This is a genomic window from Enterobacter sp. SGAir0187 (assembly GCF_002952735.2).
In the GTDB taxonomy this organism is placed as follows: domain Bacteria; phylum Pseudomonadota; class Gammaproteobacteria; order Enterobacterales; family Enterobacteriaceae; genus Enterobacter; species Enterobacter quasiroggenkampii.
Window position 1 is genome coordinate 3,516,774 of the sequence record NZ_CP025034.2, and the last position, 14,148, is coordinate 3,530,921.

General features: G+C 56.1%; 9 protein-coding genes. 6 read left to right on the forward strand and 3 right to left on the reverse strand.

Annotated features, from left to right (window positions below; all coding sequences use genetic code 11):
* Positions 1 to 7: 7 nt before the first annotated feature.
* The gene (locus CWR52_RS16985) at positions 8 to 1,147 is read left to right on the forward strand and encodes a glycerate kinase (protein ID WP_104950203.1); all 1,140 of its coding nucleotides are present in this window, start codon (positions 8 to 10) and stop codon (positions 1,145 to 1,147) included.
* A gap of 101 nt (positions 1,148 to 1,248) precedes the next feature.
* Here the strand turns inward: CWR52_RS16985 and barA are convergent, their stop codons facing one another.
* Positions 1,249 to 4,008: a two-component sensor histidine kinase BarA gene (gene barA / locus CWR52_RS16990; RefSeq protein WP_104950204.1), complete on the reverse strand. Its 2,760-nt coding sequence runs from the start codon at positions 4,006 to 4,008 to the stop codon at positions 1,249 to 1,251.
* A 57-nt stretch (positions 4,009 to 4,065) separates the two neighbouring features.
* On the opposite strand from barA, the gene rlmD reads away from it, so the two are divergent.
* From rlmD to eno, 5 genes are all read left to right on the forward strand, one after another.
* Entirely contained in the window at positions 4,066 to 5,364 is a 1,299-nt protein-coding gene (gene rlmD, locus CWR52_RS16995) for a 23S rRNA (uracil(1939)-C(5))-methyltransferase RlmD (RefSeq protein ID WP_104950205.1), read from the forward strand.
* Between the two features lie 51 nt (positions 5,365 to 5,415).
* Positions 5,416 to 7,647 carry a GTP diphosphokinase gene (relA, locus tag CWR52_RS17000; protein ID WP_008499628.1) on the forward strand — a complete coding sequence of 744 codons (2,232 nt, stop codon included), beginning with the start codon at positions 5,416 to 5,418 and terminating at the stop codon, positions 7,645 to 7,647.
* A 66-nt stretch (positions 7,648 to 7,713) separates the two neighbouring features.
* Positions 7,714 to 8,505 carry a nucleoside triphosphate pyrophosphohydrolase gene (gene mazG, locus CWR52_RS17005; protein WP_104950206.1) on the forward strand — a complete coding sequence of 264 codons (792 nt, stop codon included), beginning with the start codon at positions 7,714 to 7,716 and terminating at the stop codon, positions 8,503 to 8,505.
* A 223-nt stretch (positions 8,506 to 8,728) separates the two neighbouring features.
* Positions 8,729 to 10,366 carry a glutamine hydrolyzing CTP synthase gene (pyrG, locus tag CWR52_RS17010; RefSeq protein ID WP_104950207.1) on the forward strand — a complete coding sequence of 546 codons (1,638 nt, stop codon included), beginning with the start codon at positions 8,729 to 8,731 and terminating at the stop codon, positions 10,364 to 10,366.
* 82 nt (positions 10,367 to 10,448) lie between these two features.
* A complete protein-coding gene (gene eno, locus CWR52_RS17015; protein ID WP_024909267.1) occupies positions 10,449 to 11,747 on the forward strand; it encodes a phosphopyruvate hydratase in 1,299 nt (432 codons plus the stop codon).
* A gap of 53 nt (positions 11,748 to 11,800) precedes the next feature.
* On the opposite strand, the gene CWR52_RS17020 is transcribed toward eno, so the two are convergent.
* Both CWR52_RS17020 and CWR52_RS17025 read right to left on the reverse strand, forming a co-directional pair.
* The gene (locus CWR52_RS17020; RefSeq protein ID WP_104950208.1) at positions 11,801 to 12,910 is read right to left on the reverse strand and encodes an SDR family oxidoreductase; all 1,110 of its coding nucleotides are present in this window, start codon (positions 12,908 to 12,910) and stop codon (positions 11,801 to 11,803) included.
* Positions 12,911 to 13,268: 358 nt separating this feature from the next.
* Complete coding sequence (locus CWR52_RS17025; RefSeq protein ID WP_104950209.1) at positions 13,269 to 14,093, reverse strand: MurR/RpiR family transcriptional regulator; 825 nt, start codon at positions 14,091 to 14,093, stop codon at positions 13,269 to 13,271.
* Positions 14,094 to 14,148 lie beyond the last annotated feature (55 nt).

Here is a 14,148-nt window from a genome sequence, read left to right on the forward strand (position 1 = left end):
ATGGCTTATGAAAATTGTTATCGCACCGGACTCGTATAAGGAAAGTTTGAGTGCGCTTGAGGTTGCGACAGCGATAGAACGTGGTTTTCGCGAGATCTTTCCCGAGGCGGTTTACGTGAAGCTGCCGGTCGCGGACGGTGGCGAAGGGACGGTTGAGGCGATGATCGCGGCAACGCAGGGAAGCATTGTGCAAGTTCCGGTGACCGGCCCGCTGGGCGAGCGCGTGGAGGGGTTCTATGGCTTGTCCGGAGATAAGCAGAGCGCCTTTATTGAAATGGCGGCGGCAAGCGGCCTGGAGCGGGTTGCGCCTTCGCAGCGTAATCCGCTGAAAACCACCTCCTGGGGCACGGGCGAACTGATTCGTCACGCGCTGGATGTGGGCGTTAAGCATATTATTATTGGCATTGGCGGCAGCGCTACCAACGACGGCGGCGCAGGGATGGTGCAGGCGCTGGGGGCGAAGCTGCTGGACGACAATGAACAGCCTCTTGGGCAGGGCGGGGGCGAGCTGGGAAAACTCGCGCGTATCGACCTGAGCGGGCTGGACAAGCGTCTGGTGGAATGCCGGATTGAGGTGGCCTGCGATGTAACCAATCCGCTTACCGGGAAGGATGGCGCGTCAGCGGTATTCGGCCCGCAGAAGGGCGCCACACCCGAGATGATCGTCACCCTGGACAACGCGCTTGCGCACTATGCAAGCGTGATTGTCCGGGACCTGGATATCGACGTGCTGAACCTTGCTGGCGGCGGCGCGGCGGGGGGCATGGGCGCGGCGCTCTACGCCTTTTGCGGCGCGCAGCTGCGCCAGGGCATTGAGATCGTGACCGATGCGCTACACCTGGCCGATCAGGTGGCCGATGCGGATCTGGTGATCACGGGGGAAGGCCGCATTGACAGCCAGACGATCCACGGCAAAGTCCCGGTGGGGGTGGCGAAGGTGGCGAAACGCTTTAACAAACCCGTTATTGGCATTGCAGGCAGCCTGACGGCGGACGTTGGCGTGGTACACGATCACGGCATTGATGCTGTGTTTAGCGTGATCTACACCATCTGCACGCTGGAAGACGCGCTGGAAAATGCCAGCGCGAATGTACAGATGGCCGCAAGGAATATCGCGGCGGTCCTGAAAGTGGGGCAGGGGATGTAGTTCTCCCTCTCCCCGTGGGAGAGGGGCGGGGTGAGGGCATCAGGCCGCACCCGCAACCGCAACCGTAGGCCCGGTAAGCGTAGCGCCACCGGGCTTTTGCCTCAGCTCCCCAACACCTTCATCGCTTCCCGTGTCACGTTGTCCATCTCATCCAGCAGTTCCAGGAACTCCGGTTCAAGCTCCGATTCCGGCGTACCCGCGCGCAGCTGTTGCTCCAGCAGCTGGCAGAGGTTTTTCAGCCGCGGTACGCCGCTGTAGCCGCAGCTGCCATGCAGCTTGTGGATCGCTTCCAGCAGCTCTTCCGGGTTCTCGCCCACCAGCTGTTCTTCAACCTTATTGCGAATTTCCGGCAGAAACGCGACCAGCATTTGCAGCATGCCGCGGGCGAGATCGGGTTTACCTGCCGCCTGGCGCAGCGCAAGCTGCCAGTCAAAGGTGGCGTTCTGATTAACACTTATCTCAGCCTGCTCGCTGGAAACCGTGTACGTTCCGCCAATATGACCCGGCTTGTAGCGCAACAGCAGGCTATGAAGTTTCTCTTCATCGATGGGCTTTGCCAGATAGTCATTCATCCCGGCGCTCAGCAGCTTCTCCTTCTGGCCCGCCATCGCGTGCGCGGTGACAGCAATAACCGGCGTTTGCTGCTGATGCGGCAGCTGGTGGATCAGCTCGCAGGCCCGAATGCCGTCCATGCCCGGCATCTGAATATCCATCAGGATTAAATCGAACTGCATCTGCTTAGCCTGTTCAACCGCCTGCGCGCCGCTGGTGCACAGCTCAACATGCTGAACCTGGTCTTCAAGCAATGCGCCAATGAGCTTCAGGTTGGCCGGATTATCATCCACCGCCATCACGCTCATCGGCAATTTTTGCTCATCGTCAATCATCGGGAGGGCATGCTGGCTGAGGCGGCAATATTCCGTGAGCGCGGGCAGCAGGCGGGTCGCAGTGAGCGGTTTCAGCAGACACGCGGCGGCCCCGTCATTTTTCAACTCTTCTGCATTGAGCTGCGCGTGGCAAGGCAGCGCCAGCAGCAGGTAGTCGGTCATCGACGCGGCTTTCGCCAGCCGCTCTTGCTGCATGGTCAGCTCGCCGGTGAAGGTGACCGGGATCCCCATCAGCAGGATGTCATAATGCTCAACGGCCAGAGCGGAGAAGGTTGGGCTGTAGACCACCTCCAGCGGCGTGGTGCTTAAGATGTCGAGCGCACACTGCGCCGCCGCAGCGTTAGGTTCAACGTAGGCCAGACGCTTGCCTTTCAGGCAGTCCGTCACCGGGCCATCGGTCAGCACGTTCGGATTGAGGTCCAGATTAATGTGGAACCAGAAGGTTGAGCCGCGGTTTGGCTGGCTGTGGAAAGAGATATCGCCGCCCATCTCGTTCACCAGACGCTGGGTGATCACCAGTCCCAGACCGGTGCCGCCATGACGGCGGGAGATACTGGCATCCGCCTGACGGAACGCCTGGAACAGACGCGACTGGTCGCGCTCCGGAATGCCGATGCCGGTATCGCGGATCTGGACTTCAATCTGGACCTTATTGCTGCTGATCGAGCGTTTCTCTACCAGGACGTCGATATTACCGCTTTCGGTGAATTTAATGGCATTCCCGACAAGGTTGGTAATGACCTGCTGCAGGCGCAGCGGATCGCCTATGACGTTATCCGGCACGTCGTTTTTAATGTTAAGCGTCAGCTCAAGGCCTTTGTCGTGCGACGAGTGCGCGAGCAGCGTCACCACTTCATCGAGCGTGCTGCGCAGCGGGAAGGGAATACTCTCGAGGATCAGCTTGCCCGCTTCCAGCTTGGAGAAGTCCAGCACGTCGTTGATGATCGCCAGCAGGTTGTTGGCCGAGCGTTCAATGGTGTGCAGGTGATCGCGCTGAGTAGGATTCAGCTCGCTTTTCAGGGTCAGCCGGGTAAAGCCGATCACGCCATTGAGCGGCGTGCGCAACTCGTGCGACATATTGGCAAGGAATTCCGATTTGATACGCGCCGCTTCCTGAGCGCGCTTTTTCGCCAGATCCAGCTCAACGTTCTGGATCTCCATCTGCTCCAGCGTTTCGCGCAGGTCGGACGTCGCCTGGTCAACGTTGTGCTGCATCTCTTCGTGATACGCCGCCAGCGACATCGCCATCGAGTTGATGCCGTTTTTCAGCATATCCAGCTCGCCCAGCATAAACCCTTCCACACGGCTGTCGAGCTGTCCCCGGCGAATGCGGTCAACCGTGTTAACCATGTTGCGGATGGGACCCGTCACGTCGCGCATCAGGCGCCAGCCGAAGATCAGCGCAATGCCGATGCAGAACAGCATCATCACGCCGGAAATGAAAATCTCTTTGTACTGCTGTAGCCGGACCGACTTGAGATCCAGCTCCAGCGCCACATATCCCAGCATATTATTGCTGGATTTGGCGTCGGACTGCGCAGACTCATCGGGGGAATAGCTTTCCGACACGATCGGCGTGCGCAGGATCATGATATCGCCGCGCCGCAATACGGTGAGGTGGCGCGGGAACGGCGTACCGTCCGGGATCTTCAGGGCTGCCGGATCGAGATGAAAGTTCGAGGTGACAAACAGGCGGTTATGTTCGTCGTAAACGGAAATGGCGCGTACGATGTCCGAGTGGCGGCGGTGGAGTACGCTGATTAACTGCCCAATGGATTCGCGGTTTTGCAGGTTCATGCCGTACTCGCTGGAGACGGCAAGCGGTTCGATAATGCTGGCGCCTGCATCCTCCAGCTGTCGCTGCAAATCGTTATAGCGGTGCACCACAAAGAAGATACTCAGCAGCAAACCGATGAGAACGGTGGGGGCGAGGATCAAAATCATCATGCGCGCGCGCAGGCTGTAGTTGGTCATGGCGTTCCGTTATGGGACAATTAAGATAATTATGTTTATGTGAGAAAAATCTCGGCGATGGCGCAATTCTACTCTGCAAAGCGACGCGTGACGACGCGTGAAATCATAACCGTTGAAGCCACGGACCTTGATCCGTTTGGTCAGGGAGTGGCACGTCACAATGGTAAGACTCTGTTTATAACAGGTTTACTGCCAACAGAACGAGCAGAAATTACGCTGACGGAAGATAAACGCCAGTTTGCGCGCGGGCAGGTTAAGCGTCGCCTCAACGATAGCCCGGAGCGTGTGGCGCCTCGCTGTCCTCATTTTGGCGTGTGCGGCGGCTGCCAGCAACAGCACGCGAGCACAGAATTACAGCAAAAAAGTAAAAGCCGCGCGCTGGCGCGTCTGCTTAAACATGACGTTAACGAAATTCTTGCCGATGAGCCCTGGGGCTATCGTCGTCGCGCCCGGCTGAGTCTCAGCTATCAGCCAAAAACGGAGCGGCTGGAGATGGGGTTTCGCAAGGCCGGCTCCAGCGACATCGTTGACGTGAAGCAGTGCCCCATTTTGGTGCCCCATCTTGAGGCATTGCTTCCGGAAGTGCGCATCTGCCTCTCCGGGCTGGACGGCGTTCGCCATCTTGGGCATGTCGAACTGGTCATGGCAAACAATGGCCCGCTGATGGTGCTGCGCCATACCGCGCCGTTGTCGAAAAAAGATCGCGAAAAACTGGAACGCTTTTCGCATTCCCACGACCTGGCGCTTTTCCTTGCACCACAAAGCGAGATACTTGAACAGGTTACCGGTGAGGCGCCCTGGTATGCGTCAAACGGGCTACGCTTAACGTTCAGTCCGCGAGATTTCATTCAGGTCAATGATGGCGTTAACCAGCAGATGGTGGCGAAAGCGCTGGCGTGGCTGGATGTTCAGAAAAGCGACCGGGTGCTCGATCTGTTCTGCGGAATGGGCAACTTCACGCTGCCGCTGGCGCGAGAAGCGGCCAGCGTCGTCGGCGTGGAAGGCGTTGAGGCGCTGGTGGCGAAAGGGCAGGAGAACGCGCGGCAGAACGGCTTGCAAAATGTGACATTCTTTCATCAAAATCTTGAGGAAGATGTCACCCAACAGCCGTGGGCAAAGCAGGGCTTTGATAAAATTTTGCTCGACCCGGCACGTGCCGGTGCCCCGGGCGTGATGGCACATATTATTAAACTCGCGCCGAAGCGTGTGGTCTATGTTTCCTGTAACCCGGCAACGCTTGCCCGGGACAGCGAGGCATTACTCAGCGCGGGTTACCAGATTCAGCGTCTGGCAATGCTGGACATGTTCCCGCACACTGGGCATCTGGAATCGATGGTGTTGTTCGAGCACATCTAATTTGTTTGGCTTGTCGACTTCGACAGGCCCTGGTCCCTAAAGGAGAGGACAATGGTTGCGGTAAGAAGTGCACATCTCAATAAAGCTGGGGAGTTTGACCCACAAAAATGGATCGCAAGTCTGGGAATTTCCAGCCAGCAGTCGTGTGAACGCTTAACCGAAACCTGGGCCTATTGTCTGCGCACCACGCAGGGGCATCCCGACGCCGATCTTCTCCTGTGGCGCGGCGTGGAGATGGTTGAAATCCTGTCCATGCTGAATATGGACATCGAAACGCTGCAGGCCGCGCTGCTGTTCCCCCTCGCGGATGCGGACGTGGTAAGCGAAGACGTGCTGCGCGACAGCGTCGGGAAATCCGTCGTCGCGCTTATCCACGGCGTGCGCGATATGGCGGCCATCCGCCAGCTCAAAGCTGCGCACACCGATTCCGTCTCCTCAGAACAGGTTGATAACGTTCGCCGGATGCTGCTGGCTATGGTGGATGATTTCCGCTGCGTGGTCATCAAGCTGGCCGAGCGTATTGCCCACCTGCGAGAGGTGAAGGATGCGCCGGAAGACGAGCGCGTGCTGGCCGCCAAAGAGTGTACAAACATCTATGCGCCGCTGGCGAACCGCTTAGGGATTGGTCAGCTGAAATGGGAGCTGGAAGATTACTGCTTCCGCTATCTGCACCCGGCGGAATATAAACGCATTGCCAAACTCCTGCACGAGCGCCGTATCGATCGCGAGCACTATATCGAGGAGTTTGTCGGTGGCTTGCGCCAGGCGATGAAAGAAGAGAACGTGCGCGCCGAAGTCTACGGTCGGCCTAAGCATATCTACAGCATCTGGCGCAAAATGCAGAAGAAACACCTCGCCTTTGACGAGCTGTTTGACGTGCGTGCCGTGCGTATCGTGGCGGAGCGTCTGCAGGACTGCTACGCCGCGCTGGGGATAGTACACACGCATTTCCGTCATCTGCCGGATGAGTTCGATGACTATGTCGCCAACCCCAAACCGAACGGCTATCAGTCTATCCATACCGTGGTGCTTGGCCCGGGCGGTAAAACGGTCGAGATTCAGATCCGCACCAAACAGATGCATGAAGATGCCGAACTGGGCGTTGCCGCGCACTGGAAATACAAAGAAGGCACGTCCGGCGGGGCGCGTTCAGGCCACGAAGACCGCATTGCCTGGCTGCGCAAGCTGATTGCGTGGCAGGAAGAGATGGCCGACTCCGGCGAGATGCTTGACGAAGTGCGCAGCCAGGTCTTTGACGATCGGGTGTATGTCTTTACGCCGAAAGGGGACGTTGTCGACCTGCCTGCGGGCTCTACGCCGCTCGATTTTGCCTACCACATCCACAGCGATGTGGGACACCGCTGCATCGGGGCGAAAATTGGCGGGCGTATCGTACCGTTCACCTATCAGCTGCAGATGGGTGACCAGATTGAAATCATTACCCAGAAGCAGCCGAACCCGAGCCGGGACTGGCTTAACCCGAACCTGGGGTATGTCACCACCAGCCGCGGACGCTCGAAAATTCACGCCTGGTTCCGTAAACAGGATCGTGACAAGAATATCCTTGCCGGTCGTCAGATCCTCGACGACGAGCTGGAGCATATCGGAATCAGCCTGAAAGAGGCGGAGAAATTCCTGCTGCCGCGCTACAACTTCAACGAGCTTGATGAGCTGTTAGCGGCCATTGGCGGCGGTGATATTCGTCTGAATCAGATGGTGAACTTCCTGCAGGCGCAGTTCAATAAGCCAAGCGCGGAAGAGCAGGACGCGGCGGCGCTGAAGCAGCTGCAGCAGAAAACCTACGCGCCGCAGCAGCGCAGCAAGGACAACGGCCGCGTGGTGGTCGAAGGTGTCGGTAACCTGATGCACCACATTGCCCGCTGCTGTCAGCCAATCCCAGGGGACGATATCGTCGGCTTTATCACCCAGGGGCGCGGAATTTCGATTCACCGTTCCGACTGCGACCAGCTTGCCGAGCTTCAGTCCCATGCGCCGGAGCGCATCGTGGAAGCGGTCTGGGGGGAAAGCTATTCCGCTGGCTATTCGCTGGTGGTACGCGTTACCGCCAATGACCGCAGCGGCCTGCTGCGTGACATCACGACCATTCTCGCCAACGAGAAGGTCAACGTGCTGGGTGTCGCCAGCCGCAGCGATACCCGCGAGCAGCTTGCCACCATCGATATGACTATCGAAATCTACAACCTGCAGGTGCTGGGCCGCGTGCTCGGCAAGCTGAACCAGGTGCCGGATGTGATTGACGCGCGTCGTCTGCACGGCGGCTAAACATCCTCTTCCGTAGGCCGGGTAAGGCAACGCCGCCACCCGGCATTTTTTCATCAGGACAGAACTATGACTCAAATCGACCGCCTGCTCGGCATCATGAAGCGCCTGCGCGACCCGGAAAACGGCTGCCCGTGGGACAAAGAGCAGACTTTCGCCACCATCGCCCCGTACACCCTTGAAGAGACCTACGAGGTGCTGGACGCTATCTCCCGTGAAGATTTTGACGACCTGCGCGGCGAGCTGGGCGATCTGCTGTTCCAGGTGGTGTTCTACGCGCAGATGGCGCAGGAAGAAGGGCGCTTTAACTTTGACGATATTTGCGCTGCCATCAGCGACAAGCTTGAGCGCCGTCATCCCCATATTTTCGGTGATGCTACCGCAGGAAACAGCACCGAAGTGCTGGCCCGCTGGGAGCAGATCAAAAGTGCCGAGCGGGCAGAAAAATCCCTGCACTCCGCGCTGGATGATATCCCGCTGAGCCTGCCCGCGCTGATGCGCGCGCACAAAATCCAGAAACGCTGCTCCGCGGTGGGGTTTGACTGGACCTCCCTCGGCCCGGTGCTGGATAAAGTGCACGAAGAGATTGACGAAGTCATGCACGAAGCGCAGCAGGCGGTGGTGGATGAAGCAAAGCTTGAGGAAGAGATGGGTGACCTGCTGTTCGCGACCGTCAACCTTTCTCGCCACCTGGGTGTAAAAGCGGAAACGGCACTGCAAAAAGCCAACCTGAAATTCGAACGCCGCTTTCGCGAAGTAGAGCGGATTGTCGCCTCGCGAGGCCTGGAAATGACCGGGATTGACCTCGACGCGATGGAAGAAGTCTGGCAGGAAGTAAAGCGCCAGGAATCTGATCTCTAACGAAATTTTGCGATCAAGCGCAATTTGTGTGATTTTTTAAATGACAAGCGCTTGATTTGCGTCAAAAACATTTACCCAAAAGGGGCTATTTTCTCACTCCTTATGTTTGTCATGGCCTGGAATGGAGACTGAGAATGAAAGTTTGTGGCGCTCGCCGTGTTCGGGTATACTACTTTCCCGTCCTGGTTATTCCATCGTTTCACCCTAACTTCTCAGGTTCAGCATGACAACGAACTATATTTTTGTGACCGGCGGGGTCGTATCCTCTCTGGGTAAAGGCATTGCCGCAGCCTCCCTCGCAGCCATTCTTGAAGCCCGTGGCCTCAATGTGACCATGATGAAACTGGATCCGTACATCAACGTCGATCCGGGCACCATGAGCCCAACCCAACACGGGGAAGTGTTCGTTACTGAAGACGGCGCTGAAACCGATCTGGATCTTGGCCACTACGAGCGTTTTATTCGTACCAAAATGACCCGTCGTAATAACTTCACGACTGGCCGCATCTACTCTGATGTTCTGCGTAAAGAGCGCCGTGGTGACTATCTGGGCGCGACCGTGCAGGTTATCCCACACATCACTAACGCCATCAAAGAGCGTGTCCTTGCCGGTGGCGAAGGGCATGACGTTGTGCTGGTTGAAATCGGCGGTACCGTGGGGGATATCGAATCCCTGCCGTTCCTCGAAGCGATTCGTCAGCTGGCGGTAGACATTGGTCGTGAACACGCGCTGTTCATGCACCTGACGCTGGTGCCGTACATGGCCGCTGCAGGTGAAGTGAAAACCAAACCGACTCAGCACTCTGTTAAAGAGCTGCTCTCTATCGGTATTCAGCCTGACATCCTGGTTTGCCGTTCCGATCGCGCCATTCCGGCGAACGAACGTGCGAAAATTGCATTGTTCTGTAACGTGCCTGAAAAAGCCGTTATTTCAATGAAAGATGTCGATTCCATTTATAAAATCCCGGGCCTGTTGAAATCTCAGGGCCTGGACGATTATATTTGTAAACGATTCAGCTTGAACTGTCCGGAAGCTAACCTGTCTGAATGGGAACAGGTTATTTACGAAGAAGCCAACCCGGCAGGCGAAGTGACTATCGGTATGGTCGGCAAGTACATTGAGCTGCCGGATGCCTATAAGTCCGTGATCGAAGCGCTGAAACACGGTGGTCTGAAGAACCGTGTCTCCGTGAACATCAAGCTGATTGATTCGCAGGATGTTGAAACGCGTGGCGTTGAAATCCTGAAAGATCTGGATGCTATTCTTATCCCTGGCGGCTTCGGCTACCGTGGTGTAGAAGGCAAGATCGCCACCGCGCGCTATGCGCGTGAAAACAATATTCCATACCTCGGCATCTGTCTGGGTATGCAGGTTGCGCTGATCGAATTTGCGCGCAACGTAGCGGGAATGGAAAACGCGAACTCTACGGAATTTGTGCCAGACTGTAAGTACCCTGTTGTGGCGCTTATCACCGAATGGCGTGACGAAGAAGGTAACGTCGAAGTCCGTACCGAGAAGAGCGATCTGGGTGGCACCATGCGTCTTGGCGCACAGGCCTGCCAGCTGACTGACGATAGCGTGGTTCGCAAACTGTATGGCGAGCCGGTCATCACCGAGCGCCATCGTCACCGCTATGAAGTCAACAACATGTTGTTGAAGCCTATTGAAGCCGCGGGCCTGCGTGTTGCGGGACGCTCCGGGGATGATCAGTTAGTCGAGATCATTGAAGTGCCAAACCATCCGTGGTTTGTCGCCTGCCAGTTCCACCCGGAATTTACTTCAACGCCACGTGACGGGCATCCGCTGTTTGCAGGCTTTGTGAAGGCCGCCAGCGACTACCAGAAGCGTCAGGCGAAGTAAAAAAAGTTAGAACGGCAACGCGTACCTTGGGTACGCGTTGTTTGTCTGGAGTTTTAGTTTAACTTGTACTGAGGAAAATCTAATGTCCAAAATCGTTAAAGTCATCGGTCGTGAAATCATCGACTCCCGTGGTAACCCGACCGTTGAAGCCGAAGTTCACCTGGAAGGTGGTTTCGTTGGTATGGCTGCTGCTCCATCAGGTGCTTCTACCGGTTCCCGCGAAGCGCTGGAACTGCGCGATGGCGACAAATCTCGCTTCCTGGGTAAAGGCGTACTGAAAGCGGTTGGCGCTGTAAACGGTCCTATTGCTCAGGCAATCATTGGCAAAGACGCCAAAGACCAGGCTGGCATCGACAAGATCATGATCGATCTGGACGGTACTGAAAACAAATCTAACTTCGGTGCGAACGCAATCCTGGCCGTTTCTCTGGCAAACGCCAAAGCGGCTGCGGCTGCGAAAGGTATGCCACTGTTCGAGCACATCGCAGAACTGAACGGCACCCCAGGCAAATACTCCATGCCTGTACCAATGATGAACATCATCAACGGTGGTGAGCACGCAGACAACAACGTTGATATTCAGGAATTCATGATTCAGCCAGTTGGCGCGAAATCCCTGAAAGAAGCAGTACGTATGGGTTCTGAAGTGTTCCACAACCTGGCTAAAGTTCTGAAAGCTAAAGGCATGAACACGGCTGTTGGTGACGAAGGTGGCTATGCGCCAAACCTGGGTTCTAACGCAGAAGCTCTGGCTGTTATCGCAGAAGCAGTAAAAGCTGCTGGCTACGAGCTGGGCAAAGACATCACCCTGGCGATGGACTGTGCAGCATCTGAATTCTACAAAGACGGTAAATACGTTCTGGCTGGCGAAGGCAACAAAGCGTTCACCTCCGAAGAGTTCACTCACTTCCTGGAAGACCTGACCAAACAGTACCCAATCGTGTCTATCGAAGACGGTCTGGACGAGTCTGACTGGGCTGGCTTCGCATACCAGACTAAAGTACTGGGCGACAAAATCCAGCTGGTGGGTGACGACCTGTTCGTAACCAACACCAAGATCCTGAAAGAAGGCATCGAGAAAGGCATCGTTAACTCCATTCTGATCAAATTCAACCAGATCGGTTCCCTGACCGAAACGCTGGCTGCGATCAAAATGGCGAAAGACGCTGGCTACACCGCGGTTATCTCTCACCGTTCTGGCGAAACTGAAGACGCTACCATTGCTGACCTGGCTGTGGGTACCGCTGCAGGCCAGATCAAAACCGGTTCTATGAGCCGTTCTGACCGTGTTGCTAAATACAACCAGCTGATTCGTATCGAAGAAGCGCTGGGCGAAAAAGCACCATACAACGGTCGTAAAGAGATCAAAGGCCAGGCATAATCGCCTAAGCCTTAAAATGAAAATGCCAGTCGAATGACTGGCATTTTTTTTGGCTATTTAAAATCGACCGCCATTTGCTCCGGAATCGTCAGCCCCTGGGTGGTTTGCACGCAGCGGGCGATATAATCCGTAAACCGGGGTGGCTTCGGCATCCCCATGCTCAGCAGCTTATCGTTGCTGAAGCGCACGTTAAGCGTGGCAAACGCACCGTATAACCGCATGGCTTTTAGCATCAGACGTTCGTTGCACGGGCCAAAAATCGTTTTCAGCTCGCGGCGCATTCTGACCAGCGTTTCGTAGCTAACCTGCGCATATTTATCCCCGACGGGGGCTTTCTCCAGCGCCTGCGCCATCGCCTGATCGATATCCGCAAAGCGAACGCTATTCTCTTCACCGGCAGAAATGTGTACCACTTCCCCCGGACGCGCGTTGCTGTTCAGCAGCATTAACAGCGCGTCGGCGCAATAATCCACCGGAACAACGTCGATCCTGTCTTCCATGGAGCACATAAACTTCTGCAGCATCAGGCCCATGCTGAAGACCCAGAAAATGCTGCTCGACGGCGTGCAGCCGTGGCGGGTATGGCCGACAACGATGGACGGACGAGCGATGAGCAGCGGCAGGTTCGGACATTCCTGGCGCATCAGCTGTTCGATGGTTGACTTCGAAAACGTGTATTCCACCAGGTGTTCAGCATTCTCTCTGAATTCAGCGCTTTCGGCGACCAGGGAATCCTGCTCCGGCGTGCATGACATCGCGGTGCCGACGTGGAGGAAACGCTGCAGTCCTGTGACCTGCTCCATACGGCGCGCCAGCGCGAGCGTACCTTCAACGTTGACCTTCCAGATCAGCGGGTTGTTACCAAATGAGGCGACGGCCGCACAGTTCACGACATGCGTGACCCGATCCAGACGGGGATCGTTCAGGAAGGCTTCAGGCTGGCTGAGGTCGCCAGTCAGGATATTATCCACCGTCAGGGAGGCCAGTTTGTCCTCAGGAACGTTGAACTTGTGCATATTCTCCAGCACGCGCTCCAGCCCGCTCTGCGGATCGCCGGCACGCGCAAGCAAAAGGAGTTCTACGGATTGATCGTTGGTCAGGATTTTTTCAAGAACTGCACCGCCCAGAAATCCGGTCACGCCTGTAATCAATAACATCTTCATTAATACCGTCTCATTATGATTGATGAGGCGGATTGTAGGCGCGCAAAAGTAAACGGCATTTAAATAATAAATCGCCGAAACCGACAGCATCTTAAGCTTATTTTAAGGAAAGGAAATCAGGTGGAGATATTGGACATTACAGGCTGGGTAAAAATTCAATTTATTAAGATTAATATTTTAAACTGTTGATTTTTGAGTTTTTTATTTCTTAACCACCAGGTGATGAGCTTAATTCAAAATGTAATAAATATAATACTTTGTTACACCAAACATTTACCGAATAAATGATTTAACCCCCCCTTAACGTAAATCAGACGACACAAGACGCAGGCTGTTTTATTTAGCCTGCGAATGATTTTCAGAGTAAAAGGGGAAGCGTGGCGCTGGCTGTTTGCTGGCTAACGTCGCCGTAATGACCATCCAGCGCAATCAGGGACGTAGTCAGCAGCTCGACCAGCAGCATGACCCCAACCTTAGCATTGAGCGCGCCCGCGCTAAGCGGCCCCTCTGGCTTGGCGGCCACCAGCTGCATGTCGCTCAGGGACGCCAGCGGGCTGCGGGGCGTATTGCTGAGCGCCAGTACCTTAACGCCACGTTTGCGGGCAAGCTTCACCACGTGGAGTAAATCCCGCGTTGAACCCGAGCTGGAGATAGCCACCACCAGGGTCTCTTTTGAAAGCGTTGTCGCATTCATGGCCGCGCGGTGCATATCGCTAAACAGCTGTGCGGGTTTCCCCAGACGCAACAGCTTGTAGTGGAGATACTCCCCGAGGATCGCGCTGGCCGCAACGCCATAAATCTGCACCGACTGCGCCTGATGCAGCGCCAGCGCGGCCTTTTCAAGCAGCGCGCGGTCAAGAAGCCTGGCGGTATCCTGCAATGCCTGCACCGACTCATCCACCACGTGATCAATCTCATCCCCCGCCTGACGCGCGGGCTGGCCCTGCTGAATATCCAGCGCAAGCGCCATTTTAAATTCGTTATAGCCCTTGCAGCCCAGCGTCCGGCAAAGACGCGTGACGCTGGCCTCGCTGGTGTGGCTCTCGCGCGCCAGCTCGGTGATCGTCAGGTAGAGCACCCGGGCTGGATCGCTGAGGACAAACTCACCGAGTTTTTGTTGTGTTGGGCTGTACCCGGAAGCCTCCTGGCGTAGCTTCAGCAGCAGGTTTTCATGGTCTGACATGCTCGATCCTTAATGCGTTTCTCTGCGACTAGTGTGGCGGAAAGCGGGGGAAAGA

Bases quoted from the DNA above. Each gene is read 5' to 3' on its own strand.
- eno (WP_024909267.1), top strand. From the start codon at position 10,449: ATGTCCAAAATCGTTAAAGTCATCGGTCGTGAAATCATCGACTCCCGT.
- pyrG (WP_104950207.1), top strand. From the start codon at position 8,729: ATGACAACGAACTATATTTTTGTGACCGGCGGGGTCGTATCCTCTCTG.
- relA (WP_008499628.1), top strand. From the start codon at position 5,416: ATGGTTGCGGTAAGAAGTGCACATCTCAATAAAGCTGGGGAGTTTGAC.
- CWR52_RS17020 (WP_104950208.1), bottom strand. From the start codon at position 12,910: ATGAAGATGTTATTGATTACAGGCGTGACCGGATTTCTGGGCGGTGCA.
- mazG (WP_104950206.1), top strand. From the start codon at position 7,714: ATGACTCAAATCGACCGCCTGCTCGGCATCATGAAGCGCCTGCGCGAC.
- rlmD (WP_104950205.1), top strand. From the start codon at position 4,066: ATGGCGCAATTCTACTCTGCAAAGCGACGCGTGACGACGCGTGAAATC.
- CWR52_RS17025 (WP_104950209.1), bottom strand. From the start codon at position 14,093: ATGTCAGACCATGAAAACCTGCTGCTGAAGCTACGCCAGGAGGCTTCC.
- barA (WP_104950204.1), bottom strand. From the start codon at position 4,008: ATGACCAACTACAGCCTGCGCGCGCGCATGATGATTTTGATCCTCGCC.
- CWR52_RS16985 (WP_104950203.1), top strand. From the start codon at position 8: ATGAAAATTGTTATCGCACCGGACTCGTATAAGGAAAGTTTGAGTGCG.